Source organism: Hyphomicrobium sp. D-2, assembly GCF_029872155.1.
GTDB lineage: Bacteria > Pseudomonadota > Alphaproteobacteria > Rhizobiales > Hyphomicrobiaceae > Hyphomicrobium_A.
In genome coordinates this window covers 139,519-164,964 of record NZ_JARXLA010000002.1, presented here as the reverse complement: position 1 = coordinate 164,964, position 25,446 = coordinate 139,519, and the positions used below count along the sequence as shown (strand labels likewise).

The 25,446-nt window shown below is 63.6% G+C and carries 23 protein-coding genes, 2 tRNA genes, 3 pseudogenes, 1 CRISPR repeat array and 1 riboswitch; of the genes and pseudogenes, 22 read left to right on the top strand and 6 right to left on the bottom strand.

The genetic code is table 11. The annotated features are described in order from the left end of the window. Positions 1–164: 164 nt before the first annotated feature. The 3 genes and pseudogenes from cas7e to QEZ49_RS02640 form a co-directional block, all read left to right on the top strand. A pseudogene (gene cas7e / locus QEZ49_RS02650) lies at positions 165–989 on the top strand (type I-E CRISPR-associated protein Cas7/Cse4/CasC); the annotation flags it as partial. A 3-nt stretch (positions 990–992) separates the two neighbouring features. Beyond that, positions 993–1,766 carry a type I-E CRISPR-associated protein Cas5/CasD gene (gene cas5e / locus QEZ49_RS02645; RefSeq protein WP_280383958.1) on the top strand — a complete coding sequence of 258 codons (774 nt, stop codon included), beginning with the start codon at positions 993–995 and terminating at the stop codon, positions 1,764–1,766. Then, complete coding sequence (locus QEZ49_RS02640; protein ID WP_280383956.1) at positions 1,763–2,608, top strand: type I-E CRISPR-associated protein Cas6/Cse3/CasE; 846 nt, start codon at positions 1,763–1,765, stop codon at positions 2,606–2,608. The genes cas5e and QEZ49_RS02640 overlap by 4 nt, the downstream gene beginning before the upstream one ends. A 161-nt stretch (positions 2,609–2,769) precedes the next feature. Continuing rightward, a CRISPR array of direct repeats spans positions 2,770–3,833; the repeat unit is 28 nt; unit sequence GGCTCCTCCGCCCACGCGGAGATCGACC. A gap of 199 nt (positions 3,834–4,032) precedes the next feature. On the opposite strand, the gene QEZ49_RS02635 is transcribed toward QEZ49_RS02640, so the two are convergent. Then, positions 4,033–4,117 (bottom strand) — tRNA-Tyr (locus QEZ49_RS02635). 103 nt (positions 4,118–4,220) lie between these two features. Between QEZ49_RS02635 and QEZ49_RS02630 the strand changes: the two are divergent. From QEZ49_RS02630 to QEZ49_RS02620, 3 genes and pseudogenes are all read left to right on the top strand, one after another. Next, positions 4,221–4,508: pseudogene (locus QEZ49_RS02630) on the top strand (hypothetical protein); the annotation flags it as partial. A 95-nt stretch (positions 4,509–4,603) separates the two neighbouring features. Beyond that, positions 4,604–5,125 carry an RNA methyltransferase gene (locus QEZ49_RS02625; RefSeq protein ID WP_280383954.1) on the top strand — a complete coding sequence of 174 codons (522 nt, stop codon included), beginning with the start codon at positions 4,604–4,606 and terminating at the stop codon, positions 5,123–5,125. 838 nt (positions 5,126–5,963) lie between these two features. After that, positions 5,964–6,038 (top strand) — tRNA-Thr (locus tag QEZ49_RS02620). Positions 6,039–6,078: 40 nt separating this feature from the next. On the opposite strand, the gene QEZ49_RS02615 is transcribed toward QEZ49_RS02620, so the two are convergent. Then, positions 6,079–6,759: a HemK/PrmC family methyltransferase gene (locus QEZ49_RS02615; RefSeq protein WP_280383952.1), complete on the bottom strand. Its 681-nt coding sequence runs from the start codon at positions 6,757–6,759 to the stop codon at positions 6,079–6,081. Positions 6,760–7,343: 584 nt separating this feature from the next. On the opposite strand from QEZ49_RS02615, the gene QEZ49_RS02610 reads away from it, so the two are divergent. Beyond that, positions 7,344–7,625, top strand: a complete 282-nt coding sequence (locus QEZ49_RS02610; RefSeq protein ID WP_280383950.1) for a hypothetical protein — start codon at positions 7,344–7,346, stop codon at positions 7,623–7,625. Positions 7,626–7,692: 67 nt separating this feature from the next. On the opposite strand, the gene cobF is transcribed toward QEZ49_RS02610, so the two are convergent. Genes cobF through cobO form a run of 3 tightly spaced genes read right to left on the bottom strand, consistent with a single transcriptional unit; the run spans position 7,693 to position 10,555 of the window. Next, positions 7,693–8,454, bottom strand: a complete 762-nt coding sequence (gene cobF / locus QEZ49_RS02605; RefSeq protein WP_280383949.1) for a precorrin-6A synthase (deacetylating) — start codon at positions 8,452–8,454, stop codon at positions 7,693–7,695. Next, entirely contained in the window at positions 8,451–9,944 is a 1,494-nt protein-coding gene (locus tag QEZ49_RS02600; protein ID WP_280383947.1) for a cobyric acid synthase, read from the bottom strand. The genes cobF and QEZ49_RS02600 overlap by 4 nt, the downstream gene beginning before the upstream one ends. Beyond that, on the bottom strand, positions 9,944–10,555 hold the full coding sequence (cobO, locus tag QEZ49_RS02595) for a cob(I)yrinic acid a,c-diamide adenosyltransferase (RefSeq protein WP_280383946.1): 612 nt from the start codon (positions 10,553–10,555) through the stop codon (positions 9,944–9,946). The genes QEZ49_RS02600 and cobO overlap by 1 nt, the downstream gene beginning before the upstream one ends. A gap of 87 nt (positions 10,556–10,642) precedes the next feature. After that, positions 10,643–10,837: riboswitch (cobalamin riboswitch) on the top strand. A gap of 29 nt (positions 10,838–10,866) precedes the next feature. Here cobO and QEZ49_RS02590 point away from each other — a divergent pair. The 10 genes and pseudogenes from QEZ49_RS02590 (at position 10,867) to cobJ (ending at position 20,154) form a co-directional block, all read left to right on the top strand. Continuing rightward, positions 10,867–11,040: a CbtB domain-containing protein gene (locus QEZ49_RS02590; protein ID WP_068463551.1), complete on the top strand. Its 174-nt coding sequence runs from the start codon at positions 10,867–10,869 to the stop codon at positions 11,038–11,040. Positions 11,041–11,051: 11 nt separating this feature from the next. After that, positions 11,052–11,360 (top strand): annotated as a pseudogene (locus QEZ49_RS02585) (CbtA family protein); the annotation flags it as partial. Between the two features lie 4 nt (positions 11,361–11,364). After that, the gene (locus QEZ49_RS02580; protein WP_280383943.1) at positions 11,365–11,814 is read left to right on the top strand and encodes a CbtA family protein; all 450 of its coding nucleotides are present in this window, start codon (positions 11,365–11,367) and stop codon (positions 11,812–11,814) included. Beyond that, positions 11,804–12,202 carry a DUF1636 domain-containing protein gene (locus QEZ49_RS02575; protein WP_280383941.1) on the top strand — a complete coding sequence of 133 codons (399 nt, stop codon included), beginning with the start codon at positions 11,804–11,806 and terminating at the stop codon, positions 12,200–12,202. Before QEZ49_RS02580 ends, QEZ49_RS02575 begins: the two co-directional genes overlap by 11 nt. Continuing rightward, positions 12,199–13,236: a cobalamin biosynthesis protein CobW gene (gene cobW / locus QEZ49_RS02570; protein WP_280383939.1), complete on the top strand. Its 1,038-nt coding sequence runs from the start codon at positions 12,199–12,201 to the stop codon at positions 13,234–13,236. Before QEZ49_RS02575 ends, cobW begins: the two co-directional genes overlap by 4 nt. Positions 13,237–13,281: 45 nt before the next feature. Then, positions 13,282–16,719: a cobaltochelatase subunit CobN gene (gene cobN, locus QEZ49_RS02565; RefSeq protein ID WP_280383937.1), complete on the top strand. Its 3,438-nt coding sequence runs from the start codon at positions 13,282–13,284 to the stop codon at positions 16,717–16,719. Further along, entirely contained in the window at positions 16,719–17,993 is a 1,275-nt protein-coding gene (gene cobG / locus QEZ49_RS02560) for a precorrin-3B synthase (RefSeq protein ID WP_280383936.1), read from the top strand. Before cobN ends, cobG begins: the two co-directional genes overlap by 1 nt. 15 nt (positions 17,994–18,008) lie before the next feature. Then, positions 18,009–18,641: a precorrin-8X methylmutase gene (locus tag QEZ49_RS02555; RefSeq protein WP_280383934.1), complete on the top strand. Its 633-nt coding sequence runs from the start codon at positions 18,009–18,011 to the stop codon at positions 18,639–18,641. Next, positions 18,638–19,396, top strand: coding sequence for a precorrin-2 C(20)-methyltransferase (locus tag QEZ49_RS02550; protein ID WP_280383932.1), 759 nt, complete (start codon positions 18,638–18,640; stop codon positions 19,394–19,396). Before QEZ49_RS02555 ends, QEZ49_RS02550 begins: the two co-directional genes overlap by 4 nt. Continuing rightward, positions 19,393–20,154 carry a precorrin-3B C(17)-methyltransferase gene (cobJ, locus tag QEZ49_RS02545; protein WP_280383930.1) on the top strand — a complete coding sequence of 254 codons (762 nt, stop codon included), beginning with the start codon at positions 19,393–19,395 and terminating at the stop codon, positions 20,152–20,154. Before QEZ49_RS02550 ends, cobJ begins: the two co-directional genes overlap by 4 nt. Here the strand turns inward: cobJ and QEZ49_RS02540 are convergent. Next, positions 20,121–20,900 (bottom strand): cobalt-precorrin-6A reductase, encoded by a 780-nt coding sequence (locus tag QEZ49_RS02540; protein WP_280383928.1) that lies wholly within the window; start codon positions 20,898–20,900, stop codon positions 20,121–20,123. The two genes, cobJ and QEZ49_RS02540, sit on opposite strands and share 34 nt — an antisense overlap. Here QEZ49_RS02540 and cbiE point away from each other — a divergent pair. Genes cbiE through QEZ49_RS02515 form a run of 5 tightly spaced genes read left to right on the top strand, consistent with a single transcriptional unit; the run spans position 20,899 to position 25,426 of the window. After that, complete coding sequence (cbiE, locus tag QEZ49_RS02535) at positions 20,899–22,167, top strand: precorrin-6y C5,15-methyltransferase (decarboxylating) subunit CbiE (RefSeq protein ID WP_280383926.1); 1,269 nt, start codon at positions 20,899–20,901, stop codon at positions 22,165–22,167. The genes QEZ49_RS02540 and cbiE overlap by 2 nt on opposite strands. Further along, a complete protein-coding gene (locus QEZ49_RS02530; protein ID WP_280383924.1) occupies positions 22,143–22,547 on the top strand; it encodes a cobalamin biosynthesis protein in 405 nt (134 codons plus the stop codon). The genes cbiE and QEZ49_RS02530 overlap by 25 nt, the downstream gene beginning before the upstream one ends. After that, the gene (gene cobM, locus QEZ49_RS02525; RefSeq protein ID WP_280383922.1) at positions 22,544–23,311 is read left to right on the top strand and encodes a precorrin-4 C(11)-methyltransferase; all 768 of its coding nucleotides are present in this window, start codon (positions 22,544–22,546) and stop codon (positions 23,309–23,311) included. The genes QEZ49_RS02530 and cobM overlap by 4 nt, the downstream gene beginning before the upstream one ends. Continuing rightward, on the top strand, positions 23,304–24,086 hold the full coding sequence (cobA, locus tag QEZ49_RS02520; protein WP_280383920.1) for a uroporphyrinogen-III C-methyltransferase: 783 nt from the start codon (positions 23,304–23,306) through the stop codon (positions 24,084–24,086). The genes cobM and cobA overlap by 8 nt, the downstream gene beginning before the upstream one ends. Continuing rightward, positions 24,083–25,426 (top strand): cobyrinate a,c-diamide synthase, encoded by a 1,344-nt coding sequence (locus QEZ49_RS02515; protein WP_280383918.1) that lies wholly within the window; start codon positions 24,083–24,085, stop codon positions 25,424–25,426. The genes cobA and QEZ49_RS02515 overlap by 4 nt, the downstream gene beginning before the upstream one ends. The last annotated feature ends 20 nt before the right edge of the window (positions 25,427–25,446 follow it).

Here is a 25,446-nt window from a genome sequence, read left to right as displayed (position 1 = left end):
ACAGACGACAACTGGTCGCTACAAAGCATCGGTGCGCCGATGGCCGTTCGGTCTCGCGAGATTCCGGAACGGAAAATCAAGCCGGCACTGGCAGACATCGGCACGGAGGAAACCCGTGAAGCCGCTATCGCGGCCATCACGCGACTGCTTTACACACCTGGCAAAAGGAGGCGCCGGCGATCAAGGACCGTCAGGCACTATTAATCGGCGATGTTGAAATTGCATACTTGATAGAGCGCCTGCGCACCATCCTCGCGGATCCGGCAGCCGACACGGCCGGAAAAGTCGATGCGGCCATCGAGGCTTGGTTCAAGAAGGGCGAACAGAACAACCTCAAGGCAATGCTCAAAGACCGTCGCGGGGTCATAGAGGCCGGTCTCGAATCCGCCCTGTTCGGACGCATGGTGACATCGGATCCTGATGCCAACACAGACGCAGCGATCCATGTTGCGCACGCTTTCACGGTGCATGCGGAGGCCGCTGAACCGGATTATTTCACCGTGGTGGACGACCTCAAAAGCGCCGAGGGTGAATCCGGCGCCGGCGGCCTGTTCGATACGGAACTGACCGCAGGTTTGTTTTACGGCTATGTCGTCGTCGATATTCCGTTGCTGGTCTCCAACCTCGGCGATGATGCTGCGCTCGCAGGCAAAGTTGTCGAGCATCTGGTCCACCTCATCGCCACCGTGTCCCCCGGCGCAAAAAAAGGCTCGACTGCTCCGTATGCTTACGCAGATCTGATGCTCATCGAGGCTGGCAATACCCAGCCGCGCACGCTTGCCAATGCCTACCGGACGCCCTGCACAGCCTTCACCGAAGCGGCCGTCGGCGCCATGGGGCAATATCTGACCAAGATAGACAGCGCTTACGGCAACCCACCAGAGCGCGCGCACCTATCCATCGATGCGGCCACACTGCCCGGATCAACTCTCAAATCGATGGATGATCTGGCTTCCTGGGCGCGTGATCTTGTTGCCGGTCAGGCTTAAGCCATGCCGCAACACCTAATTCTGCGTCTCGAAGCGCCGCTGATGGCCTTTGGCGGCACCATGATCGACGCCAACGGCCCCACACTTGATTTGCCGATCCGCTCCATGGTGACCGGGCTGATCGCCAACGCACTGGGCTGGCAGCGCGGCGAACGCGACCGGCATCAGCGCCTGCAGGACCGCCTTGTCATGGGCGCCCGGCTCGACCGTACAGGCACTGCTTTGCGCGATTTCCAAACGGTGCAACTTGGCGGCAACGACAAAGCCTGGACGACACGCGGGTTGCCCGAAGGGCGGGCTGGCGGTGCGAACACGTACAAATCTCCTCACATCCGCCAACGACATTATCGGGCCGACGCCTTTGTCACCGTAGCTCTGCGCCTCGATCCACCTGAAGAAGACCCAACACTTGCGACGATAGAGGCCGCTCTGCGCGCACCGGCCCGGCCTTTATTCATCGGTCGCAAGCCCTGCCTGCCGTCGCGGCCGGTGCTCGCTGAGCCAGCGCTTGAAGCCGACAATATTCTTGTCGCGCTGAAGCTGGCTCCACTTGCACGGCCAGATATTCCGCGCGCCCAGCTTGAGGATCGCCAGCAGAAGGTGCGTTTCGCGATTCCGCCGTCCGAATGTTCCGGCGACATGCAGCGCCAATCAAAAATGCTGGCGGATGTGCGCGATTGGGTTGCGGGCGTGCATGCCGGCGAAAGCCGCATCGAACATTTCGCTCTGCCAACAGAAGAAATTGCCGTTTCAATGTCGGCGGAGGATTTGCCATGACAAGTGCACCTCCAAGCTTGTTCATGATCGAATTCAAGCCGGACATGCAAAAGGCCACGACGTGGATGCTGGAGCAGCCGCGCAGCATTGTTCGCCCTGGCCATGATGACGGTTATGGCTGGCACGCCTTGCTCGCGGCAGCATTCGGCGATCTGGCGCCAAAGCCATTCAGGTTGATCGAGCGTACTAGGGGCACGCCGCAGCTTCTCGCCTATACTCAGCACGATCCGTCCGCCCTCGTCGAGCAGGCCCGTGTCGGCGCTTCCCCCACGGTCTACCGCGCCATTGGCATCGACGGGATCGCTTTCAAGCCGATGCCAACGAAGTTTCACGTCGGCCAACGCCTTGGCTTCGAAGTGCGTGTGCGCCCCACGGTGCGCCAAGACTATCGCGATCCAGCAACCGGAGTTGTCGATCGTCGGCGTTCGCGGGAGCGCGACGCGTTTCTTGCTGCTGTTGATGCCGCGACGCTACCTCGCGGCGAGCGCCCAGAGATCGTCCGCGAGGAGGTGTACCACCATTGGCTCGCCAACCGGCTTAATGAAGCGGCGACCATAGAACCTGGCTCCTTTCACCTTGCTCAGTTGAATCGCGCGCTGTTGCTGCGGCCCAAACAGACGGACCGCAAGTCCGATCCAACCCAACGCCGCGACCTCGTACGTATCGGTTTGCTCAAGAGCGGCACCAAGGGCGAACAGGGTGGTTCTCCTGACGCCACTCTGCAAGGCACACTCACAGTGGCAGATCCCCAGGCCTTCGTAGCTCTGCTCGGGCGCGGCATAGGGCGCCACCGTGCCTTCGGCTTCGGCATGCTGCTGCTGCGTCCGGTCATACGGAGGTGAGGACATGCTTGTTGGCCGCCTCGGTCTCGATAAGGCCCGTGTTCCGCACGCCGACCGCCATGGCGTCATCTATCTCGACCGCGGGCGGCTGGAAGCCTAAACGCGGGCTTTGACCGGTGTTCTTTGACAAGTGAAGCAATATCAGTCTCTTCCTATAGAGAGGCTCCTCCGCCCACGCGGAGATCGACCTCATGTGGCACATGATGTAAGTGCGGCCCGGCCGGCTCCTCCGCCCACGCGGAGATCGACCCGAGGACATGGAAGCCTCAAAGCGCGACGGGTTGGCTCCTCTGCCCACGCGGAGATCGACCCGTCACGCGGTAGGGTAACGGCAGTCCGGTTTCGGCTCCTCCGCCCACGCGGAGATCGACCTGCACGTGGCGTAGCGCTCGTCCTCGCGCCAAGGGCTCCTCCGCCCACGCGGAGATCGACCCCGGGAAGGCCGGCCATCGCGGTACTGACCTGAGGCTCCTCCGCCCACGCGGAGATCGACCCCAGCCGTCGATCGTGAGCTGCGACCCGGCCTTGGCTCCTCCGCCTACGCGGAGATCGACCCGTGCCCGAGCCGCGCGTGTACCGCTCGCTATTGGCTCCTCCGCCCAACGCGGAGATCGACCCTCGAAGCGCTGCTGAAGCGCGTGGAGAAGGCCGGCTCCTCCGCCTACGCGGAGATCGACCCGTCCCCGGTGTCCTGTCATCGAACGGAGGGCGGGCTCCTCCGCCCACGCGGAGATCGACCCGGCGCGCCGGTTACCCGTCCGCCGACAATCTCGGCTCCTCCGCCACGCGGAGTTCGACCTTTCGTCCCTTGTCGCCGGACGCCTAGCGCTACGGCCCTCCGCCTACGCGGAGATCGACCCCCGTCCGTTGCTGCGTCGGCCGAAAATGTTCTGGCTCCTCCGCCCACGCGGAGATCGACCCGGTTTTGTCAGTCTGGGCCGGTCGTCATCGGAGGCTCCTCCGCCCACGCGGAGATCGACCCGCCCAGCGCCCGCGCCTGCCCTATCGAGAGCGGGCTCCTCCGCCCACGCGGAGATCGACCCCAGCCGTCGATCGTGAGCTGCGACCCGGCCTTGGCTCCTCCGCCCACGCGGAGAGCGACCTTACTGTCGCAGAACGCAAGGTGTTATCCCGCCGGCTCCTCCGCCTACGCGGAGATCGACCCGTCCCCGGTGTCCTGTCATCGAACGGAGGGCGGGCTCCTCCGCCCACGCGGAGATCGGCAGGAAGACGGAAGTGACGCCGAAGAGCCGATAAAGGCGGCTTCGGGCTTATCGTGCGGCCAGTCACGTGACCGCGAATTCCAGCCTCCGCAAGCCAGCCTCCCTGCGGCTAAGCCGGCCAGCGAGGGCGGATATGGTAGAGTTGGGAAAGCGGAATTATGTGCGATTCTATCGCTTAAATTCAATGATTTAGACGGTAAATGGTGGAGGGGGCTGGATTCGAACCAGCGTAGGCGAAGCCAACGGATTTACAGTCCGTCCCCTTTAGCCACTCGGGCACCCCTCCTGACCATTCCAGTTCAAACCGCCAGGCGGCTCGAAATGAAAGTGCCCCGCGCGAAGGGCGGCAGGGCGAGGGGGTTTATCGGCATCAGGCCCTTGGATGTCAAATGGAAAAGCGGCAGGATGCGCATCCTTTGTCGCGAGTTACGCTCCAGCCCCCTTTTCAGGCATATTTTCTTCCAATGAAGCAGCCATCCTACCGCCCCAAGGGCGGCAAACGACCGTTCCAGCGTCGCGGTGACCAACGCCCACGCGCAACAACCGGCCAGGATCGCCCCTCGGCGGCCGAGGATGGCCGCGTCTGGCTGTTCGGCGTCCACGCCGTCGAAGCGGCACTACATAATCCCAAGCGGCCGGTCCGCCGCCTGCTCATGACGGAGAATGCCGAACACCGGCTGGCTGAGGCTGTGACCGCCAGAGCCGCATCGCCGGAGCGGGTTACCCGCGCGATCTTGATCGACTACTGGGCGCGGACACGGTGCATCAGGGCGTGCTGCTGGAAACAGAGCCGCTGCCCGATCTTTCGCTGCAGGATCTGCTGGAACAGGCAGATAACGGGCCGTTGCTGGTGCTGGATCAGGTTACCGACCCCCACAATGTCGGTGCCATCCTGCGCTCAGCGGCGGTGTTTGGTGCCGGGGGCCTCGTGATGACGCGGCGCCACAGTGCGCCGCTGGATGGCACGCTGGCAAAATCCGCTTCAGGTGCGCTTGAGCTGGTGCCAGTGGCTCTCGTACAGAATCTCGCCCGCACCATTGATGAATTGAACGAACAAGGCTGTCTGACGCTCGGCCTCGAAGGCACGTCAGACGCAAACATCGAAGATGAGACTTTTGCGGGCCGCGTAGCGCTGGTTCTCGGCGCCGAAGGCAAAGGCCTGCGCGAACTGACACGGCAGAGCTGCGAACGGCTGGTGAAGATCAGCACCTCCGGCCCGATCGCCAGCCTCAACGTATCCAATGCAGCCGCAATAGCCCTGCACCACGCGGCTTGGAAGCGCTCCCAGAGCTGATCCGGCAGCACTGGCAGGCATCTACGAAAAGCCAAAGGGCGGCCGGATGATTGATCCAGCCGCCCCTTGCAGAGCCTAAAACTCAACACCGCAACAGCTTCGCACCGGGTTATCATTCACGCCGTTGCTGGAGTTGACTGCACACCGTGAGGGGGACGGCGCCAGGCTCCTACTTCAGATAACCGCCATCGCAACAGTCAGCCGCCGGAGCCACTGGCGGGCGCAGCGACATAGACCGGAACACGGGCGCGGCGGGGTGCCCAGCATCGGCGAGCATACTGGCCATAGGGACGGTAGTACCGGCTGTAATATCCGCGCGGCATGTAGGCATACGCACCTGGATAGGGCGCCAGGGTTGCCCACTGATAGACGTTGGAATAGCGCGGATAATAGATGAAGTGGCTGACCGGTTGGGGGCCACAAAACCGCCCGGAGCACGGCAACGTCCGTGAGCTTCGGCAGGGACGGCAGCGGCGATGCCAAACGTGGTGGCAACGCTGACAGCCGCCAGCAAGTGGGTGAAACGCATGCGCATTACCTCAACTGACATTCAACGCGCGGAGAAAACGCTTCCGCAAAACTCACGCAACTGATGGGGAGCATGGCAAAACAAGGATAATGAAGCGCTAACCGCCGCATCGGAGCGGGGCGAATGTGCCGATGTGACACGAAAAAGTTTTACCCCCGGCGCTAGCCGGTCAGGGGCACACCAAAGGGTGGCAGCAACGCAGGTCATTGCTCGGAAGCAATTTGACCGCAGGTAAAATGGACCTGATTTGCGCCGGGAGCCTCTGGCGCCTTCAACGGACGCGCGCTATAAGGCAGCCCCGTTGATCGGGCCGGCTTAGCACAGTGGTAGTGCAGCGGTTTTGTAAACCGAAGGTCGGGGGTTCAAATCCCTCAGCCGGCACCATTCCAAGATCAAATATTTTATTGATTGTCAGGGGCTTGCGTCAGAGCTTCTGAACAAGAACCGCGCGGGCATCGCCTGCCTCGTCGTGGTGCCAGACCGGCTCGGCAAACACCTTCGCGCGCTTCAGTAGCGCCGCGATCTGCCTGTCCTGACCAAGACCGAATTCGAAGCCGAGCCAACCGCCCGACCGCAGGAAAGCGGGTGCTTCCTTGATGATGCGCATGTGCAGCGAGACGCCGTAGGGACCGCCGTCAAAGGCCTCGCGCGGCTCGTTTTCCAGCAGCTCAGCGCGATCGCCTTCCAGCAGCCTAGATGTTGAAATATAAGGGGGATTGGCGACGATCAGATCAACCGCACCGACGAGTTCAGCGTCAGCAAGGGGGCCAAAAAGATCGCCCTGCAGCACCGCGATGCGCTGGATCAGGTCGTGACGGCGGACGTTATGGCGCGACGTTGCGACGGCGTCGTCGGTGAGATCGCAGGCCCAGATCCGGGCATTCTGGTGATGGCGCGCCAGCGCAATGGCGATGTTTCCGGCGCCGCAGCACATGTCGATGCAAAGCGGAGCGCATTGATATTGCGTGATTTTTTCAATTACCGCGCGGGCCAAGAGTTCGGTCTCTGCGCGCGGGCGCAGCACGCATCCGGTGAGATCCAGATCGATGCCGAGGAAGTTGACGGTCTCATTTACCTCGGTCGAGATCGGCGCATAAAACTGCATAATTAACTCCCCGCCCCGCAACGTTAAGAAATGCGTTAATAGCCATATTCAATGTGCGGCAATGTCTGTTTTACGCGTTCAATGCAAACCGCGTTAAATTTTAGGTAATTATGATTTATGCGCAGCCGCAGAGAGCGGCCCTGCCAGATCCGCGCGGCGGGGACCGGTGCCCGATGTGGGTAGGTGGATCCGACCATCGCCGTGAACGGCGTGGCAGGCTGCATACGGGCTGGACCACAAGACCGAGCAGATCACCGAGCAGAGTAGCAGGTCGACCTGATCAAGGTTGGACGGATCTGCTTATCGATTTAGGGGCACGATGAGGCATCCGATTGCACGACGATCACAGTTCGTGCGCCCGAGCAGGCCACGCTACGGCAGTTGGATGCTGATCAGAAGTGGCAGTGCCGTGGCCACCGTTGCACTTGCGGCAAACAGTTCGGCATTTGCGGGCACGCGCGATGATTGATGAACCACGATATCGACTCTCGGTCCGCGTAAGCCACAGCGAAAAGAGCGCTTCCGAACTGGAGAACCTTCTCCCGCTTAAGCTATCGATCCGACAGTCCGTTGGCGCGCCGCGGATGACACCTAAAGGCACGCCATTGGAAGGCAACTTCCCGAAAAGTGTCTGCCTGTTTCATTTGGATGTGGCTCCGATGTCCGCACTCGAAACGGCCTTACTCAGTCTGGCGGAGCACCTCCAGGCGCCTGCGATCGCGCGTTCCGGTGTCAACGTTGAAATCATCATCGGAGTGTTCAGCGCCGATGACACCGCATTCTCTATTCCGCCAGCACTTCTTCATGCCGCTTCCTCAGCAGGCGCCCGCATAGATATTTTCGTCTATCCAAACCGCGACGAATGATGCTGCGATTTTCACCCGCGCTCCACGCGACCGCACAAGCGACGGGAGATTGAAGTCCGGGGGCGGATCAGGTCGGCTGCGGCGGGCGGATCAGATAGACGTCCATGATCCAGCCCTTGCGCGCACGACAAGCCTGCCGCTCCTCAAGAATGCGGTCGAGCACCGTATCGATGGGACCGGCGAGCGTGACTTCATCGGCGGTGCCGAGATAGGCGCCCCAGAAGATTTCACCGCCACGGCCGCGAAGCGAAGCGAGCCCGTCGCCACCATCCAGAAACACGACGACGTTGCCCTGCCCTTCCGGGAAACGTTCAGCCAGTTTGCGGCCGGTGGTGAACAACACTGGCTCGCCGATGGCGTTGAGCGCGATGCGATGGCGCGCGGTGAGGATCTGAATGCTGCTGATGCCGGGAATGACAGTGTGTTCGAACTGAACCGCACCATCGGCCCTTACGCCATCGATGATGCGCAGAATACTATCGTAAAGCGATGGATCGCCCCACGACAGGAACGCGCCGGTTTCGCCGCGCGCTTTAAGCGTTGCGATCTCATCGGCTACCCGCGCCGCGCGGGCGGCGTGCCAGACGGCGACGGCCTGCTTGTACGGTAACGCCGGATCTCGCTCCGGCACCGAGATTTCAACGAAGCGATAGGGCTTCTCGGTGCAATAGCGCGCGCATATCTGTTTGCGCAGCTCCGACAGCTCGGCCTTTTCCTCGCCTTTGTCAAAGATGAGGAAAACATCGGTGGCGCGCAGGGCGTCAATCGCCTGCACAGTGAGCAGATCGGCGCCCCCTGCTCCGATGCCGATGACGAAAATGTCGGTCATTTGTGTTCTACGGTTTCCAGTTGCGGCGCGCGCGCCAGCGTGAGCAGCGCGTCGATGTCGAGATAACGTTCAAGATGCTCGGCGAGCTGGTCGAGCGTGGCTTCGACCGTAGCCTCATAGTTCATGCGATCGTCGTGCGCCGCCATGCCCAGACGCTCAAGCCAGAACCGGCGCTGTGCGTCATCGGCGAAAAGACCGTGCACGTAGCAGCCTTCGACTGAACCATCGGCATTGGCAGCACCATCGGCGCGACCATCGTCGAAGCGCAACAGCGCGCGCGCACAATCCGCTCCATCGGTACGGCCGACATGCATTTCATAGCCGTTGAAGCGCGGACCGCTGACATGGCTGCCCGCGACTTCGATCAACTGCTTGTCGCCCGTAAGCACGGTTTCGACATCGAGCAGCGCCAGACCTTCACAGGTTTGCGCAGGACCTTCGGTGCCGAGCGGATCGGACACGGTGCGCCCGAGCATCTGATAGCCGCCGCAAATGCCGAGCACCCGGCCGCCGCGGCGCAAATGCGCCTTGAGATCGATGTCCCACCCCGTTGCGCGCAGCGCGGTGAGGTCGGCGATTGTTGCTTTCGATCCGGGCAGAATGACGAGGTTTACATCCGGTGGAATGATTTCGCCGGGCCGGATGAACATGAGATCGACGGACGGCTCCAACCGCAGCGGATCGAAGTCGTCGAAGTTGGACACGCGCGGATAAGCCAGCACGGCGATGCGGATCTTTGCATCGGGCTTGGCTTCCCGCTCCGACAGGCCCAGAGCATCTTCGGCCGGAAGATTGCGCGCGCCATCGAAGAACGGCACCAGGCCCAGCGCGCGCCAGCCGGTGCGCTGCGCGATTGATGCCATGCCATCGTCAAACAGCGATGGATCGCCGCGAAAACGATTGACGATGAAGCCTGCGATCATGCTGGCGTCAGCGGCTGGCAGCACCACCTGCGTGCCGACAATGCTGGCGATGACGCCGCCGCGCTCGATATCGCCGATCAGGACAACGGGCACGCCAGCCGCCTGCGCGAAACCCATGTTGGCGATGTCGTTGCGGCGCAGATTGATTTCCGACGCCGAGCCCGCGCCTTCGACAAGCACGATGTCGGCGTCATCACAGAGGCGACCGAAGCTTTCCAGCACCGCGCCCATCAGCGAGCGCTTGAGTTGCTGATAGTCGGCTGCCTTGCTGTTGCCAACGACGCGCCCCTGCACCACGACCTGCGCGCCGACTTCGCTCTGCGGCTTCAGCAGCACCGGGTTCATGTGCACGGTTGTGGCGACACCGCAGGCGCGGGCCTGCAACGCCTGCGCGCGGCCGATCTCGCCGCCATCGACGGTGACGGCGGCGTTGTTGGACATATTCTGCGGCTTGAACGGGCGGACGCGCAGACCGCGACGGGTCAATGCGCGCGCAATGCCTGCGACCAGCATCGACTTGCCGACGTCCGAGCCGGTGCCCTGAAACATGAGGGCCCTGGCGGCCATCAGTATTCGATGCCTTCCTGTGCCTTCACGCCGGCATCGAAGTGATGCTTGACCGGAGTCATCTCGGTGACGAGGTCTGCGGCTTCGATCAGCTCGGGCTTGGCGTTGCGGCCGGTGACGACGATGTGCAGATCCGGCCGCCGTGCGGTGAGCGCTGCCACCACCTTGGCGATGTCGAGATGGTCATAGCGCAGCGCGATGTTGAGCTCATCGAGAATGAGCAAGCGCAGCTCCGGATCGGCCATCAGCTCCTCGGCCTTGGCCCAGGCCCGCACCGCCGCCGCCACATCGCGCCCGCGGTCCTGCGTTTCCCAGGTGAAGCCTTCGCCCAGCGCGTGCCAGGAGACCTGCCCCGGAAAACGATCGATGGCATGGCGCTCGCCGGTGTCCCACGCGCCCTTGCCGAACTGCACAACGCCGGTTTCGAAGCCGCGCCCGAGCGCGCGCATCAAAAGGCCAAATGCCGCTGTTGATTTGCCCTTGCCCTTGCCGGTGTGGACGATCAGCAGCCCTTTTTCGATGGTCTTGCCGGCGACCTCGGCATCCTGAGCGGCCTTACGGTTCGCCATTTTTGACTTGTGGCGTTCGGGATCGTCGATTTTTGCGGCCATGGCTGCAACTACTCCATAGTGCGTCAGAAGGCATGCGGGGCTCCGCTTGAGCGACAGGTTTGCCATTGACGGGGCTTCGCGCGTAGTCTTATCAGACCATGAGACGGTTCCCCACAAGGGGATTTGAAAGGGAATGCGGTGTCGTCACACGTGACCAATCCGCAGCTGCCCCCGCAACTGTAATCGGCGAGCACGCGGCATTCGCACCACTGGGAAACCGGGAAGGTAGTCGCAAGCGGTGAACCGAGAGCCAGGAGACCTGCCGTCAACTGCAACTCAAGTGGCCCCGGTGGGCGGGCTGAGGAGGCACTATGTCTACGGCAATCACCCATTCGACGTCCGTACGTGCAGACGTTCGCATCGCGGCACTGCTGGCGCTCGTGTTCGGCTTCGGCTTGGTGTTCATGACCGGCTTTGCGCACTCGTCGGTGCTGCATAACGCTGCGCATGACACGCGCCACTCGCTCAGCTTTCCCTGCCACTGAGCATAACTGAAATGATCACGCGCGTTTTCGCGGTCGGCCTGCTGGCCGGACTGTGCGCGGGGCTTATTGTGGCTCTGCTGCAGGCGTTCACCACCACACCGCTCATCATCGATGCTGAACGCTTCGAGGGTGGGCACAGCCATCAGCATGCATCGGTGCTGCATGAAGCACCGTTCGGCGGCGCGAAGCTGTATCTGGCGCATGCCACGTCCGGCGCGGACGGCGACGGGCATAGCGAGTGGGCGCCGGAGGATGGGCTGGAGCGCACCGTTTATACGGGTGTCGCCACCATCGGCACGGCAACGGGCTTCGCCTTCATTCTGATTGCGGCAATGCTGTTGGGCGGCGAACGGATCACGGCAGAACACAGCGCTCGGCTGGGGCGCGGCGGCATTCGCGGCAGCGGGTCTGGCCCCCGCGATGGGGCTTGCGCCGGAACTGCCCGGCATGATGGCGGAAGACCTGTTCGCCCGGCAGCAATGGTGGGTGATGACAGCCGCGATGAGTGCGGTTGGCCTGTGGCTGCTGCTGCGCGGCGAGACCGGCTGGCTGCGGCTGCTGGCAATTCCGGTGCTGCTGGCGCCACATCTGTGGGGCGCGCCGCATCCCGCTATCGAGGCTGGCGCAAGTGCTGTTCCCGCTGAACTGGCAGCGCGCTTTGCGGCGATGTCGCTGGCGGTGCAGGCCGTGCTGTGGGCGCTGACGGGTTTTCTGGTCGGCACGTTCTGGCAACGCATCGGTGCAGCTTCGGAGGCTGAAGCCGATGGGCGCTAATGTGGATGTGTTCGTGTGCGTGACATGCGCCGCGGATCAGCGCTGGACCAAGGAAAACCCGCATCCGGGCGCTGGATTTGCCGATGCGCTGAGCGCGCGGCTGGCTGACATCAAGGCCGAGAACATCACCGTCCGTCAGGTGGAATGCCTGGCTGTGTGTAAGCGTCCGCATACGGTTGCGTTGGCCGCCGATGGCAAGTGGACCTACATCATCGGCGACCTGAAGGCCGAAGATCACCTGGAAGACATCGCGAACGCCGCGGTTGCGTTTCAGCAATCGGACAACGGCCTCGTGCCCTGGAAGGAACGGCCGCTGTGCTTCCGCCAGGGTGTGATTTCGCGCACCCCTCCCCTTGGATTTGAACACCCCGCAACGGAGCCAGCATGACCGACATTGCCAAGGTACCCTGCACGATCATCACCGGTTTTCTGGGCGCCGGAAAAACGACGCTGGTACGCCACGTGCTGCAGAATGCGGGCGGGCGGCGGCTGGCCGTGATCGTCAACGAGTTCGGCGACGTCGGCATTGATGGCGAGATCCTGAAGGGTTGCGGCATCGAGAGCTGCAAGGAGGAAAGCATCGTCGAGCTTTCCAACGGTTGCATCTGCTGCACGGTGGCGGACGATTTCGTACCGGCGCTGGAAGGCCTGCTGGCACTGGCCGAGCCGCCGGAGCACATCCTGATCGAAACATCGGGGCTGGCGCTGCCTAAGCCGCTGGTGCAGGCGTTCAACTGGCCCGCTATCGCCTCGCGCGTGACCGTTGACGGCGTGGTGACGGTGGTGGACGGCGCGGCCGTTGCGGCCGGACGCTTCGCGGATGATCCGGAAGCGCTGAAGGCACAGCAGCAGGAAGACGCTTCGCTCGATCACGACAACCCGCTTGAGGAAGTCTACGAGGATCAGCTGCTGTGCGCCGATCTCATCGTGCTCAACAAGTCGGATCTGCTGAGCGAAGATGAGCGCCAGCGCGTCATCGGCGAAATCAACGCCGCCATCCTGCGCGCTGTGAAGGTGGTGACGGCGGAAAGCGCGAAGCTGGACGCCGATGTGCTGCTGGGCATCAAGGCGGCGGCCGAGAACGACCTCGCCGGCAGGCCCTCGCACCACGACGCCGAGGAAGAGCACGACCACGACGATTTCGACACGTTCATCATCGACCTGCCGACGGTTAACGATCCGGCCGACATCGTGGCGCGAATCAAGCAGGCGACGGCGGATCATGATATTCTGCGCACGAAGGGCTTCGTCGAAGTTACCGGCAAGCCGATGCGGCTGCTGATTCAGGGTGTCGGTCAGCGTCTGCAGCAGCAGTTTGACCGTCCGTGGAAACCCGGCGAAAGCCGTCAGGGCCGTCTGGTGGTGATCGGCCAACACGGACTTGACCAGGACGCCATCGTTCGCGCTGTCACCGGGGCCTGAGCGCTCCAGCTCCACAGCGCCGTTACCGGAGCCTGAAACAGTAAAGTGCATCTGCTCGCCACCCAGTCCGCGTCTCTGGACGAGGCCGACATTGCTGTCGATCTCGGCCAGACGGCTGGCGACATGGTGGTGCTGTCGTTCAGCGACAGCGATCTCTCGGCGCTGACCGCAGCGTGGAAAGACGAGCGCGATGCACTGCCGAGCCTGCGGCTGGCGAGCCTGAAGCGGCTGCGCCATCCGATGTCGGTCGATCTTTACATCGACCAGGTGGTGACGGGCAGCCGCATCGTCATCGTACGCAGCCTCGGTGGGCTCGATTACTGGCGCTACGGCTTCGAGCAATTGGCCGAAGTGTGCCGCCGCAAAGGCGTGCATCTGGTAGCGCTGCCGGGCGATGATCGTCCCGATGCGCGGCTTGAAGCGCTGTCGACAGTTACCGCTGAGCAAGCCGCATTGTTCGATGCCTGCTTCCGCCACGGCGGCAAGGAAAACGTCGGCCACGCGCTGCGCCTTGCGGCTGCGATTGTGCGCAACGAAGCGCTTGAAGCGGTGCCGCCGAAGCCATTTGGCGCCGCCATTTTCATCAACGCTGACGGTTCGATTGCCAGCGATACTCAGCTTGCCGACTATGCCGCGCGTGATGGCGCCAGCGCGCTGGTGGTGTTCTACCGCTCAAGCCTGCTGGCCAGCGACACCGCGCCAATAGAAGCGCTGATGGCGCAATTGGCCGCAACGCACGGGATCGACTGTCTCGGCGTTGCGCTGACCAGCATGAAAGACCCCGAGGCCGAAAGCGCGCTGACGACGCTGATGGCACAGCGGCGGCCATCGATCATCATCAACGCCACAGCCTTCTCCGCCCGGCGCGCCGACGACACGACGGTGCTCGACGCCGCCGATTGTCCGGTGTTACAGGTGGCGCTTTCAGGCACGAGCGAAGAAGCCTGGCAGGAATCCGATCGTGGCTTGAGCGCCAGTGATCTGGCGATGAACGTGGTGCTGCCGGAGCTGGACGGGCGCCTGTTCACGCGCGCGATTTCATTCAAGGCCGAAGCGGAGCTCGACCCCGATCTGCAATATGGCGGTGTGCATCACCGGCCGGTTGCAGACCGCGTTGCATTCGTTGCGGCGCTGGCCGCGAACTGGGTGCAACTTGCCTTGCAGCCACGGGATGAGCGCCGCGTTGCCGTCATGCTATCGGACTATCCGGCGCGCGGCGGGCGCACGGGCTATGCCTGCGGCCTCGATACGGCGGCAAGCGCGCGCGAGATCGTGGCACTACTGCGCGGCGCAGGATATTGCACCGGCGCGGATGCGTGGCCCGATGGCAAACTGATCGATTGCCTGACCTCGCCACAGCCCGCTGACTGCATCACCCTCTCGCTTGATCAGTATCGCGCGCATATTGCGAGCATGCCTGCATCCGTTGGTGCGGCACTGTGCGAAGCGTGGGGCGATCCGGCCGACGATCCTGCCTGCATCGACGGCACATTCCGTTTTCCGTGTGTGAGGCAGGGCAATGTAACGATTGTGCTGCAGCCCGATCGCGGATCGCGCGGTGATCGAAAACAAGGGTATCACGATACATCCTGCCCGCCGCGCCACAGCTATGTTGCGCATTACACTGCGCTGCGGCTAACGGAAAACATCGACGCGCTGCTGCATCTGGGCACGCACGGCACGCTGGAATGGCTGCCAGGCAAGGCGCTGGCGTTGTCGAACAAATGTTTCCCGGATGCGATATTAGGTCCGCTGCCGGTGGTCTATCCGTTCATCGTCAACAACCCCGGCGAAGCTGTGCAGGCGAAACGGCGCATCGCCGCCGTGACGGTGGGGCATCTGACGCCGCCGCTGAGCAGCGCGGGGCTTTATGGCGGGCTGGCGGAACTGGAAGGCCTGCTGGAGGAATACGCCGAAGCCGATGGCTTCGATAGGCGACGCATCAAGCTTATCGAAGCCGAGATTATCGACCGTGCGTGGCGTTCCGGATTGGCGGCAGATTGCGGCGTGACGCGCGATGATGCTCCGCAGGTGGCGGTGGCAAAACTCGATGCGCAGCTTTGCGACATCAAGGATCTGGCGATCCGCGACCGGCTGCACATTTTTGGCCGCGAGCCGGACACGGATGTCATTGACGCGCTGACCGAGACGACATTCGACAGCCTGGATGCGAGCGCGGCGAGACCGCTGCACGGGCGCATTCGCGGGCTGCTGAGCGCCTGCGCTGCATCGGAACGCATGGCGCTGCTGGCGGCGCTGGACGGACGACGCGTTGCGCCGGGCGCTGCCGGTGCACCAACACGCGGACGGCTCGACGTGCTGCCGACCGGCCGCAACCTGACGACGATTGATCCGCGTGCTGTGCCCACGCGCACGGCGGCGGTGATCGGCACGCGTGCGGCTGAAGAAGTTGTGCGGCGGCATCTGCAGGACAAGGGCGAATATCCGCGCGCGGTAATGCTTGATCTGTGGGCTTCCGCTTCGCTGCGCACCGGCGGCGATGATATTGCGCAGGCGCTGAGCTATCTGGGCGTGCGATCGACATGGGACCACGCATCGAACCGCGTGACCGGCATCGAGATCATGCCAATGGCGAAGCTGGAGCGGCCGCGCATCGACGTGACGCTGCGCATTTCCGGCCTGTTCCGCGACATCTTCCAGGCGCAGATCGCATTGCTGGATATGGCGGTGGCGCGCGTGGCGGCGCTTGATGAAGAAGACGAGTTCAATCCGCTGGCCGCAGCACGGCGGCGCGGCGAAAGCCTGGCGCGCATTTTCGGCGGCGGCGCGAATGTCTATGGCGCGGGCACAACCGATGTGGCGCTCGATACCGACTGGACATCGCGCCAGCAACTTGCGGAAGCCTATCTGGCCGCGTCGTCGCACGCCTATGGCGCACATGAGGGCGGCACCGAGGCACGCGAACAATTCATGGCACGCATTGCCGCCATCGACGCGCTGGTACATCCGCAGGATGACCGCGAGCGCGATTTGCTGGACGGCGACGGCGTAGCGGATTTCGTCGGCGGGTTTGCGGCGGCGGCCGAGCTGGTGGGGCACGCACCGCAGCTCTACCACATCGATACCAGCAAGCCGGGCGCGCCGATTGCCCGCACAATTCCGGAAGAAATTGCGCGCGTGGTGCGTGGCCGCCTGACCAATCCGCGCTGGATCGCGGGCATGCTGGAGCACGGCCATCGCGGTGTCAGCGAGATGGCGCAGGCGGTCGATGCGCTCTATGCGTTCGCGGCGACGGGCAGCGGCGTGCCTTCGCATCTGTTCGAGGCCGTGCATGATGCGATCATCGCCGACGACGCGGTGCGGCATGCGGTGGTGCAGGCCAATCCCGCAGCGGCCGAAGCAATAACCAACCGGCTGCTGGATGCGATCCGGCGCGGGCTATGGGTGCCGCGGCGCAACGCCGTGCATGGCGAACTGGAGCTGCTGCGCGCGGGCGATCCGCATGCAGCGGAGCTGCAGTGATGGGCGCACCGACCCCAGCCTCATTCACGGTGCGGGGATGGTGCCCGAGCAGTTATCGCCCAATGGAAACCGGCGATGGATTGCTGTTGCGCTTGCCCGCGCGCGTGGGCGGCTTTCGCGCCGATGATATGACGGCAATCGCTGACATCGCTGAACGGCACGGCAACGGGCTGATCGATCTGACGCGGCGCGCGAACATCCAGCTGCGCGGCGTGACGGCGGAAAGCCTGCCCCACGCGCAGCAGGACCTGCGCGACGCTGAACTTATTCCGGCGGATGCCTCAGCGGTAGCGCCGAGCATTATGGTCGGCCCACTGACGGGTTGCGGTACCGGCGAGTTAATCGACGCTGACAGGTTGCATGGGCGTCTACTTGATGCGCTGTCGCGCCCTCCCGAGCTGCACGCGCTACCGGCCAAATTCTCGTTCAACATTGATTGCGGCGGCGAAGTCGCCGCTCTCGATGGCGAGCGGGCGGATATTCATCTGCGCGCGGTATCCGGTGCATCGGGCGCAAGCATTGCGGTGGGGCTTGATGCACCGGGCGCGATTGCCTGGTTCGGACCGGTCGGGATTGATGCCGCACCGGCCGTCGCGGTGGCGCTGGCGGCGGGTTTTCTGGCGTCCCGGCAGTCCGATCAGCGTCGCATGCGGGATCTGTCGGCGACATCAATTGCGAAACTTGCAGATGCCTGCGGGCTGACACCGCTGGCGCTGCCCCAGCGGTCAATCAGCCGGCCGCAACTGGGCGTGATGAGCGACGGGCGGGGGCGTATCATCGCCGCAGGTGTGGCGGCTCCGTTCGGGCGGCTTTCGGCGGCCATGCTGCGGCGTCTGGCCTCCTGCGCCACCGACGCGGGCGTTGCATCGCTGCGCCTTTCACCCTGGCGGTCGCTGTTCGGCAAGGTTGCTGATCCGATTGCAGCCGCGCGCTTTGTGGCCGGGGCGACGGACGCGGGCTTCATTTGCGATGGCAACGACCCGCTTCTTGCGATAGATGCTTGCCCAGGCGCACCGCAATGCAGCTCCGCCACGGTTGATACGCATGCCATCGCGCGCGCCGTTGCGGATCACATGGCGGTGCTTGGCTTGCGTTCATGCCACGTTTCCGGCTGTGTAAAGGGATGCGCCCGTTCCGCTGCCGCCGATCTGACGCTGGTGGGGAATGCAGGCGCCCTTTCCATCATCCGCGCTGGCACCGCGCGTGATATGCCAATCACGGTAATTCACCTGGACGAGCTGCCCGCCTTCTGCCAACGGCCGGTGCACGCTTAAGTTTGAAGCAATAACATGACCCAAACCTACGATTACATCCGCGACGGCGCTGAAATCTACCGCAACTCCTTCGCCATCATTCGCAGCGAAGCGGATCTGACGCGCTTCAACGGTCGGGCGGAAAAGGTTGCGGTGCGCATCATCCATGCTTCGGGCATGGTCGAGATTGCACAGGACATCGTGCAGTCGGACGATTTCGCCGACACCGCGGCGGAAGCTTTGAAGAATGGCGCGCCGATTTTCTGCGATGCGCAGATGGTAGCGCACGGCGTGACACGCGCGCGCCTGCCGGCCAACAACGACGTTATCTGCACGCTGAACGATCCGTCAGTGCCGGAACTGGCAGCCAAGCTGAGTAACACCCGTTCAGCGGCAGCGGTTGAGCTTTGGCGGCCACGGCTCGCGGGCGCGGTTGTTGCCATCGGCAACGCGCCGACGGCGCTGTTTCATCTGCTGGACATGATTGCCAACGGCGGCCCCCGCCCCGCAGCTATCATCGGCGCGCCGGTTGGTTTCGTTGGCGCGGCGGAATCGAAGGATGCGCTGGCCGCGTTCGGCGAGGTACCGTTTCTGATCGTGCGCGGACGCAAGGGCGGCAGCGCGATGGCCGCCGCAGCGGTGAACGCATTGGCGAGCGAAAAAGAATGACAACGCTGGAAAGCATCGCAGGCGGCGCAACGGCTGGCACGCTCTACGGCGTTGGCGTGGGGCCCGGCGACGTGCGCTACATGACGTTGCGTGCTGCCGGACTGGTGAGCACGGTTGATACGGTTGCGTTCTTTGCCAAGCGCGGCCAAGAAGGCAACGCCCGGCGCATCGTTGCTCCGCTGATGGCTGATGGACGCAACGAGCTGCGGCTTGAATATCCGGTGACGGATGAAATTCCCGCAAGCGATCCGGCCTATCGCAGCGCCATTGCCGGCTTCTATGCCACGAGCGCCGATGCACTGGCGGCTGAATTGCAGGCGGGCCGCTCCGTCGGACTGCTGGCCGAAGGCGATCCGTTTTTCTACGGCTCGTTCATGCATATGTGGCGGCGCCTGAGCGAGCGCTTCCCGGTTGAGGTCGTGCCCGGTGTCACCGGCATGTCCGGCTGCTGGACGCGCGCGAACACACCCATCACATGGGGCGATGACGTGCTGACGGTTATGCCGGGCACGCTGACGGAAGATGCACTGGTTGAGCGTCTATCGCGATCCGATGCATCCGTGATTATGAAGATCGGCCGCAACTTCGCCAAGGTGAAGCGCGCCGTTGAGGCCGCAGGATTGACGGGCCGCGCGGTCTACGTGGAACGCGGCACTATGCAAGCCGAACGCGTGATGCCATTGGCCGAGCAAAGCGGCGAAATCGGCCCCTATTTCGCGATGGTGCTGATACCCGGCGAGGGACGCAGGCTATGAGCGGCAAGCTGACCATTGTCGGCATCGGACCGGGCGCGCCGGAACTGACAACGCCGGCGGTATCGGCCGCCCTCGCCGACGCAACGGATCTGATCGGCTATGAAACCTATATCAACCGCGTGCCGGAAGTGGCCGGTCAGCGGCGCCACGCTACGGACAACCGCGTTGAGGTGGAACGGGCTCGCCATGCGCTGACGCTGGCCGCCGAAGGACACCGTGTGGCTGTCGTATCGGGTGGCGATCCGGGCGTGTTCGCTATGGCCGCTGCGGTGTTCGAAGCGATCGAGACCGGCGAAACGCATTGGCGCAACCTCGAGATCCGCGTTGAACCGGGCGTCACCGCGATGCTGGCCGCAGCAGCCCACGCCGGTGCGCCGCTGGGCGGTGATTTCTGCACGATCTCGCTGTCGGACAATCTGAAGTCATGGGCCACAATAGAGCGCCGGTTGCACGCTGCGGCGACCGCTGACTTTGCGATTGCGCTTTACAATGCTGCTTCGCGCGCGCGGCCGCATCAGCTTGCGCAGGCGATCGCGCTGCTGGCGCAATGGAAAGCGCCGGAAACGGTTGTGCTGTTCGTACGCGCAGCGGGCACTGCTGACGCGAAGCTGCACATCACCACGCTGGCTGACGCTGCATCCTATGCCGCCGACATGCGCACCATGGTGATTATCGGCGCCAGCACGACGCGGTTGATCGCGCGCGAAAACGCGCCGCCGTTTGTCTATACGCCGCGCTCGGAGGATTTTTCTCCGTGAGCCTCGGGGCGCAACAGGTCTTCCAGCCACGCGAACGCGGCATCGATGTCGGCGCACTCGGGCGCCTGCGGAACGGCCGGCCGCGCGACCATCACCACCGGAATACCAAGTTGACGCGCGGCGGCAATTTTGGGGTATGCCGCAACCCCGCCCGCGTTCTTGCTGACCACGACATTGATGCGATTGTGTTGCAGCAGCGCCAGTTCATCGACAAGCGCAAATGGCCCGCGCTGCAGAATGATCTCAGACTGGGGCGGCAGCCCGTCAGCATCCGGTGCATCAACAGCACGAACCAGATAGCTGTGCTGGGGCGCAGCGATGAACGCCGCCACCTCCTTGCGACCGATGGCAAGAAAGACGTGCTGCGATTGCTGTTCCAACGCAGCAACGGCCGCAGCCATATCCGCAACGATGCGCCAATCGTCACCCGGTTGCGGTTGCCATTCAGCGCGTTGCAATCTCAGCAGCGGAACGTAGGTCATCGCCGCAGCTTCAACGGCATTGCGCGACATCTGCGCCGCGAATGGATGCGTTGCATCGATCAGCGCACTGACGCGCTCATCTACCAGCCAGCGCGCCAGGCCATCCACGCCGCCGAAGCCGCCAATGCGACAGGTTATGGCCGGCAACAGCGGCTTCTGCGTGCGGCCCGCCAGCGCATACAGGGCATCGAAACGGTCATCGCCCGCAAGACGCTGGGCCAGCTGAAAAGCTTCCGTCGTGCCGCCGAGAATGAGAACGCGCATGACACCCCGTGATGATGCTTCGCCGCCTGACGCAACTTTGCCCCTGCCCTCACCGCTGGCACCGTGGCTGTCGATCATCGGCCTTGGCGAGGACGGGATCGATGGCCTGAGCCCAACGGCACGGCACCTCATATCGGATGCCGATATCGTGTTCGGCGGCGAGCGCCATCTTAAGTTGGCGCAACCGCTGATCAAGGGAAAGTCGCACCCCTGGCCGCGCCCGATCGAGGATGCTTATCCCGTCATAGTGAAATATCGCGGCCGTCCCGTTGTAGTGCTGGCGTCGGGCGATCCATTCAATTTCGGCATCGGCAAGCAGCTTGCCGCGATTGTTCCGACGGCGGAAATGATTTGTCTGCCGCAACCGTCGGCGTTTTCGCTGGCGGCCGGGCGCATGGGCTGGGCGCTGCAGGATGTCACCACCGTTTCACTGCATGGTCGCGCGCTCGAAGGCATCATCCGCCATCTGCACAACGGCGCGCGCATTCTCGCGCTGTCGTGGGACGGCACAACGCCTGAAAAACTGAGCCTGCTTCTGCGCGCGCGCGGAATGGAGGCATCACGCGTGACCGTGCTTGAGCGCATGGGCGGCGCGCACGAACGCATGACAACTGCAAGCGCGATGCAAGGCTTTGCCGCGCACAGCTTTGATGGGCTCAACACCATAGCACTGGAAGTTGCTGGCAATGGTGCCGCGCCGTGGCCGACGCTTGCGGCCGGACGTGACGATGCGCTGTTTGAAAACGACGGCCAGCTGACAAAACGCGAAGTGCGCGCCGTTACGCTGTCATCGCTGGCGCCGCGCGAGGGCGAACTGCTGTGGGATATTGGCGTTGGTGCGGGCTCTATTGCCATCGAGTGGCTGCTTACTGGCCGTAACATGCGTGCTATCGGCATTGAAACCGATGACGCGCGCGCATTGACGGCTGCACGCAACGCCGCCGCGTTCGGCGTGCTAGAACTGCAAATCATCAACGGCTCCGCACCCGCAGCGCTCACGGGACTGGAAGCGCCTGACGCGGTGTTTATCGGTGGCGGGCTCGGCGATGGCGTGCTCGATCCGGCGTGGCAGGCGTTGAAGCCGGGCGGGCGCATGGTCGTCAACGCGGTGACGCTGGAAGGCGAAACGGCGCTGTTCGCGGCGTTGCAGCGCCATGGTGGCGAGCTGACACGGATAGATGTTTCGCGCGCCTCGAAGCTGGGTAACCTCACCGCATGGCGTACGGCTATTCCGGTGACGCAATGGCGGGCTGTAAAGCCATGCTGATCGTTGCCGGAATAGGATGCCGTCGCGGCGCGACAGGCGACGTCGTGGTGGAAGTGATCGACATGGCATTGCGCGCCAACGGACTGACACGCACACAGCTTGCACTGCTGGCGGTGCCGGAAGAGAAAATGCACGAAGCTGGCATTCATGCCGCCGCGCGCGATGTGGGGGTTGCCGTTGCTCCGGTGACGCAACAGGAGATGGAACGCGTGAGCGCAGGTGCGCTGACGGCTTCGGCGCGCGTGCAGGATTTAAAGGGCGTGCCATCCGTGGCTGAGACAGCGGCATTGGCGGCAGCGGGCGACGGCGCACGCCTGCTTGCCCCGCGCAGCGCCAACACGATGGCAACATGCGCGATCGCGACGGGAGACGGGCGATGACGGTTCACTTTATCGGCGCGGGACCGGGCGCCGCCGATCTCATCACTGTGCGTGGTCGCGACCTGATCGCGCAATCGCCCGTGTGTCTCTATGCGGGATCGTTGGTGCCGCGCGCGCTGCTGCAATACTGCCCGCAGGACGCTCGCATCGTCGACACCGCGCCGCTGGCGCTGGATGACATCATCGACATCATGCGCGAGGAAACGGCGGCGGGACGCGACATCGCGCGGCTGCATTCCGGCGATCTTGCGATATGGAGCGCGCTTGGCGAGCAACTGCGCCGACTGGATGACGCTGGCATTGCCTATACGGTGACACCCGGCGTGCCCGCATTCTCAGCCGCTGCTGCCGTATTGCGCCGCGAACTGACATTGCCCGGCGTGGCGCAAACCGTTGTGCTGACCCGCACGCCGGGGCGCGCATCGACTATGCCGCCGCGCGAAACGCTGGGCGCCTATGCGGCGACGGGCGCAACGCTTGCCGTGCACCTTTCCATCCACGTGCTGGATGAGGTGGTGGATCAGCTTGTGCCGCACTATGGCGCCGATTGCCCGATGGCGGTTGTGTATCGCGCGACATGGCCGGATGAACGCATCGTGCGTTCGACGCTGAGCGGCATAACCGCGGCGCTTGCGAGCGGCGGACCGGTGGAACGCACGGCGTTAATTCTGGTCGGCCCGGCACTCGGCAGCGACGATTTTCCCAATAGCGCGCTTTATTCGAAGGACTATGAGCGGCGCTTTCGCAGGGGCCTGCATGACTGATCTATCGTATCCCGAGTTCAATGCCGGCGAAGTCTGGCTGGTTGGCGCCGGCCCCGGCGATCCACGCCTGCTGACGCTGTTTGCCGTACACGCGATCCGCTCCGGCGATGTCGTGGTGCACGATGACCTGATCGACCGCCGCATACTGGATTTCGCAGCCCCCGACGCGACAATCGTTTCAGCCGGAAAGCGTGGCGGCAAGCCGTCGCCGCATCAGTCGGACATCAACGGACGGCTGATCGAGCTGGCGCGCGAAGGCCGCAAGGTTGTGCGGCTGAAGGGCGGCGATCCGTTCGTGTTCGGGCGGGGCGGTGAGGAAGCGCAGGCCCTGGCAGCGGCAGGGATCAGCTTCCGGATCATTCCCGGTTTGACATCCGGACTGACGGCAGCCGCGCTGAATGGCATTCCGGCGACGACGCGACTGACCAATCACGCGGTTATTTTGGCGACGGGACATCGCGCACTGGATGAAGCGGCCGAGCGCGACTGGGCGGCGATGGCGCGCACCGGGCAGCCGATCATTTTCTATATGGCGATGTCCAATTTGGAGCGCATCGCCAGCGTGATGATAGCGGCAGGGCTTGCAGCCGACACACCGGTGACGATCATCGCATCGGCGACCTACGAGAGCGAGCGGGCGCTGGATACGACATTGGCAAGTGCTGTGACGGACGCTCGTGACAACGGCATCGGGGCGCCTGCTATCATCATCATCGGCGGCAACGCGGCGTTACGGCCGGTGCTGCTGCCACACCTGTTGCGGAGTGCGCCATGACAGCGACGCCATCAACGCCACGCGGATTGATCATCGCTGCGGCGGCATCCGGCAGCGGCAAGTCAACGCTGACGATGGGGCTGCTGCGTGCACTACATCAGCGCGGCGTCGGCGTGCAGCCGTTCAAGTGCGGCCCGGATTACATCGACCCCGCGTTTCACACCGCCGCGTGCGGGCGCACAAGCTACAACCTCGATGTATGGGCGATGCGACCCGCGTTCATCGAGCAGACGATCATGCGCGCGGGCAGCGACGCCGACCTCTGTATCGCGGAAGGCGTGATGGGACTGTTCGACGGCGCGAAAGGCCCCGGCAAGACCGGCACCGGATCGACGGCGGATTTCGCGCTGCTGTCCGGTTGGCCGGTGGTGCTGGTGCTGGATGTCGCCGCGCAGGCTGAAACCGCCGCCGCCGTGACGCTTGGCATGCACACCTATCGCAAGGGGCTGCCGATTGCGGGTGTAATCCTGAACCGCGTCGGCGGACCGGGACACATCGCGATGGTGGCCGAGGCAATCGCCAACCTCGATATTCCTGTGATCGGCGCCATCCTGCGCACGGGCGATGCGCAGCTTGGCTCGCGACATCTGGGGCTGGTGCAGGCGCAGGAGCTGGCCGATCTCGACGCGCGTATCGATGCCATCGCGCGGGCGATCAACGACGGGCTGGATCTCGATCGGCTGACGGCGCTGGCGAAACCGCTGAACGTGCCGGACTATCGCAAACAGAAGCCGCTGCAGCCATTGCCGCCACCGGGCCAGCGCATTGCCGTTGCGAAAGATCGCGCGTTTTCGTTCCTCTATCCGCACCTGCTGGATGCGTGGCGCGCAGCGGGCGCTGAGATCATTCCGTTCTCGCCGCTTGCCGATGAAGCGCCCGATGAAACGTGCGACGCAATCTGGCTGCCGGGCGGATATCCGGAATTGCACGCCGGACTGTTGGCGCAAGCAGCAACTTTCCGCGCAGGTATGCACCGTACCGCTGCGCGCGGCGCAGCAGTTCATGGCGAGTGCGGCGGCTACATGGTGCTGGGCGAAGGGCTTGAAGATGCGGATGGCCAGCGCTTCGCCATGCTGGGATTGCTGGGGCTTGAAACGTCATTCAAGAAGCGGCGACTGAACCTTGGTTATCGCCGCGTGGATCTTCTGGACGCTGACGGAACCCCTGTGCCGGGCGCGCGATTTACCGGTCATGAGTTCCATTACACCACGGTGATCGCGAACCCCGATGCACCCTATGCCGTGATCCATGACGCCTCCGGGCAGCGCACGCCAGATCAAGGCGCGCGCCGCGGCAACGTCACCGGCTCATTTTTCCATGTGCTGGACCGAGCGGATTGAGGGGCGCGTAATTTGGGCAG

Coding starts and splice junctions, on each gene's coding strand:
- QEZ49_RS02610 (WP_280383950.1), top strand. CDS start 7,344: ATGACACCTAAAGGCACGCCATTGGAAGGCAACTTCCCGAAAAGTGTC.
- QEZ49_RS02515 (WP_280383918.1), top strand. CDS start 24,083: ATGACAGCGACGCCATCAACGCCACGCGGATTGATCATCGCTGCGGCG.
- cobG (WP_280383936.1), top strand. CDS start 16,719: ATGGGCGCACCGACCCCAGCCTCATTCACGGTGCGGGGATGGTGCCCG.
- QEZ49_RS02540 (WP_280383928.1), bottom strand. CDS start 20,900: ATGCGCGTTCTCATTCTCGGCGGCACGACGGAAGCTTTTCAGCTGGCC.
- QEZ49_RS02600 (WP_280383947.1), bottom strand. CDS start 9,944: ATGGCCGCCAGGGCCCTCATGTTTCAGGGCACCGGCTCGGACGTCGGC.
- cobM (WP_280383922.1), top strand. CDS start 22,544: ATGACGGTTCACTTTATCGGCGCGGGACCGGGCGCCGCCGATCTCATC.
- cobW (WP_280383939.1), top strand. CDS start 12,199: ATGACCGACATTGCCAAGGTACCCTGCACGATCATCACCGGTTTTCTG.
- cobJ (WP_280383930.1), top strand. CDS start 19,393: ATGAGCGGCAAGCTGACCATTGTCGGCATCGGACCGGGCGCGCCGGAA.
- QEZ49_RS02555 (WP_280383934.1), top strand. CDS start 18,009: ATGACCCAAACCTACGATTACATCCGCGACGGCGCTGAAATCTACCGC.
- cobA (WP_280383920.1), top strand. CDS start 23,304: ATGACTGATCTATCGTATCCCGAGTTCAATGCCGGCGAAGTCTGGCTG.
- QEZ49_RS02575 (WP_280383941.1), top strand. CDS start 11,804: ATGGGCGCTAATGTGGATGTGTTCGTGTGCGTGACATGCGCCGCGGAT.
- QEZ49_RS02550 (WP_280383932.1), top strand. CDS start 18,638: ATGACAACGCTGGAAAGCATCGCAGGCGGCGCAACGGCTGGCACGCTC.
- cobF (WP_280383949.1), bottom strand. CDS start 8,454: ATGACCGACATTTTCGTCATCGGCATCGGAGCAGGGGGCGCCGATCTG.
- QEZ49_RS02640 (WP_280383956.1), top strand. CDS start 1,763: ATGACAAGTGCACCTCCAAGCTTGTTCATGATCGAATTCAAGCCGGAC.
- QEZ49_RS02615 (WP_280383952.1), bottom strand. CDS start 6,759: ATGCAGTTTTATGCGCCGATCTCGACCGAGGTAAATGAGACCGTCAAC.
- QEZ49_RS02530 (WP_280383924.1), top strand. CDS start 22,143: ATGGCGGGCTGTAAAGCCATGCTGATCGTTGCCGGAATAGGATGCCGT.
- cbiE (WP_280383926.1), top strand. CDS start 20,899: ATGACACCCCGTGATGATGCTTCGCCGCCTGACGCAACTTTGCCCCTG.
- cas5e (WP_280383958.1), top strand. CDS start 993: ATGCCGCAACACCTAATTCTGCGTCTCGAAGCGCCGCTGATGGCCTTT.
- QEZ49_RS02590 (WP_068463551.1), top strand. CDS start 10,867: ATGTCTACGGCAATCACCCATTCGACGTCCGTACGTGCAGACGTTCGC.
- cobO (WP_280383946.1), bottom strand. CDS start 10,555: ATGGCCGCAAAAATCGACGATCCCGAACGCCACAAGTCAAAAATGGCG.